At 71.2% G+C, this 5,657-nt stretch carries 3 protein-coding genes and 1 pseudogene; all 4 read left to right on the plus strand.

All coding sequences use genetic code 11. The features are described 5' to 3' along the window. Window positions 1–373: 373 nt before the first annotated feature. The gene (locus EAO70_RS33105) at window positions 374–1,048 is read left to right on the plus strand and encodes a two-component system response regulator (protein WP_148006438.1); all 675 of its coding nucleotides are present in this window, start codon (window positions 374–376) and stop codon (window positions 1,046–1,048) included. A 126-nt stretch (window positions 1,049–1,174) separates the two neighbouring features. Further along, entirely contained in the window at window positions 1,175–4,003 is a 2,829-nt protein-coding gene (locus EAO70_RS33110) for a DNA translocase FtsK (RefSeq protein ID WP_148006439.1), read from the plus strand. A 293-nt stretch (window positions 4,004–4,296) separates the two neighbouring features. Further along, a complete protein-coding gene (locus tag EAO70_RS33115; protein ID WP_148006440.1) occupies window positions 4,297–5,124 on the plus strand; it encodes a helix-turn-helix domain-containing protein in 828 nt (275 codons plus the stop codon). Window positions 5,125–5,211: 87 nt separating this feature from the next. Next, window positions 5,212–5,657: pseudogene (locus EAO70_RS33120) on the plus strand (30S ribosomal protein S12 methylthiotransferase RimO); the annotation flags it as partial.

A 5,657-nucleotide genomic window follows, 5' to 3' on the forward strand; every position in this document is an offset into this window, starting at 1 on the left:
GACTGTCGTCAGGGGGGTGTGAGGGGCCCGGATACGGGGAACCTTCTGGTCTCCCACCGCGTTTCCGGTACGTGCACAGTGACATCGCGGTGACAGGGTGTGGCGACGGGCGGGGTGCGGCTACGATGACCGGCGACTGTCGTCAGGGGGGTGTGAGGGGCCCGGATACGGGGAACCTTCTGGTCTCCCACCGCGTTTCCGGTACGTGCACAGTGACATCGCGGTGACAGGGTGTGGCGACGGGCGGGGTGCGGCTACGATGACCGGCACAAGGACGGACGGCGTTAGGGAGTCGTCTTCTGGGGCGGCGCCCGGTGCTTCCCCCGGTTACGGGAGCCGGGGAGAGACGTTGCCGGGGCGAGGAGGACGGGGCATGGTGCAGAAGGCCAAGATCCTCCTGGTCGATGACCGGCCGGAGAATCTGCTGGCGCTGGAGGCCATTCTCTCCGCGCTCGATCAGACGCTGGTGCGGGCATCGTCCGGGGAGGAAGCGCTCAAGGCGCTGTTGACGGACGACTTCGCGGTCATCCTGCTGGACGTCCAGATGCCGGGCATGGACGGTTTCGAGACCGCCGCCCACATCAAGCGGCGGGAGCGGACCCGGGACATCCCGATCATCTTCCTCACCGCGATCAACCACGGACCCCACCACACCTTCCGCGGGTACGCGGCCGGGGCGGTGGACTACATCTCGAAGCCGTTCGACCCGTGGGTGCTGCGCGCCAAGGTGTCGGTCTTCGTCGAGCTGTACATGAAGAACTGCAAGCTGCGCGAGCAGGCGGCGCTCCTCCGGCTCCAGTTGGAGGGCGGCGGCGAGGGCGGCCACGGCAAGGAGACCGCCGGTCTGCTCGCCGAACTGTCCGCGCGCCTCGCGGCCGTCGAGGAGCAGGCGGAGGCCCTGTCCAAGCAGCTCGACGACGACTCCGCCGACGCGGCGGCCGTGGCCACCGCCGCGCACCTGGAGCGCAAGCTCACCGGACTGCGCCGGGCGCTGGACGCCCTGGAGCCGGGCACCGGCGCCGCGCCGACGCTGCCGACCCAGAGCTGACCTCCCGTCACCGAGGGTCCCGGTGGCCGCCGTCCCGCGTGATGCGGCGTCACCTTCGGGCCACCGCAGGGACGACACGAACGGGTGAGGCGGACAGCCGGTCGTCACACCGGTAACCTCACCACCATGGCTTCACGTACGTCCGGCAAGGGTTCCCAGGGCACGGCGGCCGCAAAGCCGCGCGCCGGCCGTACGACGGGTGCCGCGAAGAAGGCGGCACCCGCGAAGTCCCCCGCCAAGCCGCCCGCGAAGAAGGCGGTGGCGAAGAAGGCCGCGCCCGCCAAGCGCGCTCCCGCGCGCAAGCCCGCGGCCAGGCGACCCGCGCCCCGGCGGGCGCCGTCCCCCACCGGGGGCGTCTACCGGCTCGTCCGTGGCGCCTGGCTGGGCCTCGCACACGCGGTCGGGGCGATGTTCCGGGGGATAGGGCGGGGAGCCAAGGGCCTCGACCCGGCGCACCGCAAGGACGGCCTCGCCCTCCTGCTGCTCGGTCTCGCCCTGATCGTCGCCGCCGGCACCTGGTCCAACCTGCGGGGGCCCGTAGGCGACCTCGTCGAGATGCTCGTCACCGGCTCCTTCGGCCGGCTCGACCTGCTCGTCCCGCTGCTCGTCGGCACGATCGGCGTACGGCTCATCCTCTTCCCGGAGAGGCCCGAGGCCAACGGCCGGATCAGCATCGGGCTCTCCGCCCTCGTCATCGGCATCCTCGGCCAGGTCCACATCGCCTGCGGCTCACCCGGCCGCGGCGACGGCAGCGAGGCCATGCAGAACGCCGGCGGGCTCATCGGCTGGGCCGCGTCCCAGCCGCTCGTCTTCATGATGGGCGAGGTCCTCGCCGTACCGATGCTGGTGCTGCTCACCCTCTTCGGGCTGCTCGTCGTCACCGCCACCCCGGTCAACGCGATCCCGCAGCGACTGCGCGCCCTCGGCGCCAGGCTGGGCATCGTCGAGCCCGCCTACGACCCCGCGCTGGACGACACCGAGGGCCGCGGCATCCCCGTCGGCGAGTACGACCGCGACGAGGAATGGCGGGAGGCCCGGCCGCACCCCCGGTCCGGCAGGCCCGCACGGCGCCGCGGCCCCGCCGACCCCTACGACGTGGACCGGGCCGAGGCGGAGCTGCTCGAACGGCGCGGCCGGCTGGCCCGCCGCCCCTCGAAGCGGGACGCCGAGCACGGCCTGGACCCGGTGGACGTCGCCGCCGCCGCGGCCGCCGCGCTCGACGGTGCGGTGCTCAACGGCATGCCGCCGTCCCCGGTCGTCGCCGACCTCACCAAGGACGTCACCGCGGACCGCAAGGCCGCCGTGGACGCCGCCGCGAAGGCCGCGGCCGAGGCCGCCGAGACGGACGCTCCGGCCGCTCCCGTACCGCCCGCCCGCGGTGCCGGCCGGCGTACCGGCGGAGGCGTACCGGATCTGACCAAGCCCGCGCCCGAGCCGACCGACCTGCCGCCCCGGGCCGAGCAGCTCCAGCTCTCCGGCGACGTCACGTACGCCCTGCCCTCGCTGGACCTCCTGGAGCGGGGCGGGCCCGGCAAGACGCGCAGCGCCGCCAATGACGCCGTGGTGGACTCCCTCTCGAACGTCTTCACCGAGTTCAAGGTCGACGCGGCCGTCACCGGCTTCACCCGGGGGCCGACGGTCACGCGGTACGAGGTCGAGCTCGGGCCGGCCGTGAAGGTCGAGAAGATCACGGCCCTGACCAAGAACATCGCGTACGCCGTGGCCTCCCCGGACGTGCGGATCATCTCGCCGATCCCCGGCAAGTCCGCGGTCGGCATCGAGATCCCCAACAGCGACCGGGAGATGGTCAACCTCGGCGACGTGCTGCGGCTCGCCGCCGCGGCCGAGGACGACCACCCGATGCTCGTGGCGCTCGGCAAGAACGTCGAGGGCGGCTACGAGATGGCCAACCTGGCGAAGATGCCGCACGTCCTGGTCGCCGGTGCCACCGGCTCCGGCAAGTCCTCCTGCATCAACTGCCTGATCACCTCGATCATGATAAGGGCGACCCCCGAGGACGTCCGGATGGTCCTCGTCGACCCCAAGCGGGTGGAGCTCACCGCGTACGAGGGCATCCCGCACCTGATCACGCCGATCATCACCAACCCCAAGCGGGCCGCCGAGGCCCTCCAGTGGGTGGTGAAGGAGATGGACCTCCGCTACGACGACCTGGCGGCCTTCGGCTACCGGCACATCGACGACTTCAACCAGGCGATCCGGGACGGCAAGATCAAGCTGCCCGAGGGCAGCGAGCGGGAGCTGAACCCGTACCCGTACCTGCTCGTCATCGTCGACGAGCTCGCCGACCTGATGATGGTGGCGCCCCGGGACGTCGAGGACTCGATCGTCCGCATCACCCAGCTGGCCCGCGCCGCCGGCATCCACCTGGTGCTCGCCACCCAGCGGCCGTCCGTGGACGTCGTCACCGGCCTCATCAAGGCGAACGTGCCGTCCCGGCTGGCGTTCGCGACCTCCTCGCTCGCCGACAGCCGGGTCATCCTCGACCAGCCGGGCGCCGAGAAGCTCATCGGCAAGGGCGACGGGCTGTTCCTGCCGATGGGTGCCAACAAGCCCGTCCGCATGCAGGGCGCCTTCGTCACCGAGGACGAGGTCGCGGCCGTCGTCCAGCACTGCAAGGACCAGATGACCCCGGTCTTCCGGGACGACGTCACGGTCGCGACCCGGCAGAAGAAGGAGATCGACGAGGACATCGGCGACGACCTCGACCTGCTGTGCCAGGCGGCCGAACTGGTCGTCTCCACGCAGTTCGGCTCCACGTCGATGCTCCAGCGCAAGCTGCGGGTCGGCTTCGCCAAGGCCGGGCGGCTGATGGACCTGATGGAGTCCCGGAACATCGTCGGGCCGAGCGAGGGCTCCAAGGCCCGCGACGTCCTGGTCAAGCCCGACGAGTTGGACGGCGTGCTGGCCGTCATCCGGGGCGAGTCGGCCGAATAGCGCGCGGCCGGACGGGTCCCCGGTGGAGCGCGGGGGACCCGTTCGGAGCAAGCCGCCGCCCGGCCGGAATGGGCGTCCGGAGAGCGGGTACGCGATCGAGACCGGGCCGAGACTCACTCGTAAGGGAATGGAGGGCAACCGTTTCCCCTGGCCGTACGTCAAGTTGAGCGGAGGGACAGAAGGATGTCCCAGCCTCATGGCGTACAAACAGCACCCGCCCGGTTGCCCCACCCTTTCGTACCACCCATAGACTGAACGTCCAGCAGGTGGCTACACGCTCGAAAGGCGCTCTCGTGTCCATCGGCAACTCCCCCGAAGACGACCGGACCTTCCCGGCAGACGACCGGGACTCGATCGGTCGTGCTCTCCAGCAGGCCCGTATCGCCGCCGGTCTCACCGTCGAAGAGGTCAGTGCCTCGACCCGTGTCCGGATCCCGATCGTGCACGCGATCGAGGAGGACGACTTCTCGCGCTGTGGCGGCGACGTCTACGCCCGCGGCCACATCCGCACGCTCGCGCGTGCCGTCGCTCTCGATCCGGCCCCGCTGATCGAGCAGTACGACGCCGAGCACGGCGGCCGTCCCGCGCCCACTCCCGCGGCCCCGCTGTTCGAGGCGGAACGCATCCGCCCCGAGCCGCGCCGGCCCAACTGGACCGCTGCGATGGTCGCGGCCATCGTCGCCGTCGTCGGGTTCGTCGGCTTCACGATGTTCAACGGCAACGAGGCGCCCAAGGGCATCTCCGCCGCGGACGGCGGTCCGGCGCCCGCGCCGGAGAAGGCCACCTCCGCGGGCAAGCCGAAGCCGGTCAAGCCCACGCCGCCGAAGCCCACCGAGAGCGCGATCGCCGCGGTCCCGCAGGACAAGGTGACGGTGAAGATGACCGCCGCCGAGGGCAAGAGCTGGATCTCGGCCAAGGACGCCAACGGCAAGCTGCTCTTCGACGGGCTGCTCCTCGACGGCGAGTCCAAGACCTTCCAGGACGACGAGCGCATCGACCTCGTCCTCGGCAACGCCGGGGCGATCGAGCTCTACGTGAACGGCAAGAAGATCGACGACAAGTTCGAATCCGGCCAGGTCGAGCGGCTGACCTACACCAAGGGCGACCCCGAGGCCGGCTGAGCCCCCGCCGGGCCCGTGAGGTGGCCCCGTCGCGCAGGTGAACCCTGCGCGACGGGGGAACGGCCGGGACGAAGTAGTCTTGAGTCCATGCCCGAACGCCGTACCGTCGCCCTTGTCACTCTTGGCTGCGCCCGTAACGAGGTGGACTCGGAGGAGCTCGCAGGCCGCTTGGCAGCGGACGGCTGGGAGCTCGTCGAAAACGCCGAGGACGCGGATGTCGCCGTCGTCAACACCTGTGGATTCGTCGAGGCCGCCAAGAAGGACTCCGTCGACGCCCTCCTCGAAGCCAATGATCTGAAGGACCACGGCCGCACCCAGGCCGTGGTCGCCGTCGGCTGCATGGCCGAGCGCTACGGCAAGGAGCTCGCCGAAGCCCTTCCGGAGGCCGACGGCGTCCTGGGCTTCGACGACTACTCCGACATCTCCAACCGCCTCCAGACCATCCTCAGCGGTGGCAGCGTCGAGGCGCACACCCCGCGTGACCGGCGCAAGCTGCTGCCGCTCTCGCCGGTGGAGCGCCAGGCCGCCGCCGC

Origin of the sequence: Streptomyces sp. adm13(2018), assembly GCF_008042145.1 — a bacterium.
In the GTDB taxonomy this organism is placed as follows: Bacteria; Actinomycetota; Actinomycetes; order Streptomycetales; family Streptomycetaceae; genus Streptomyces.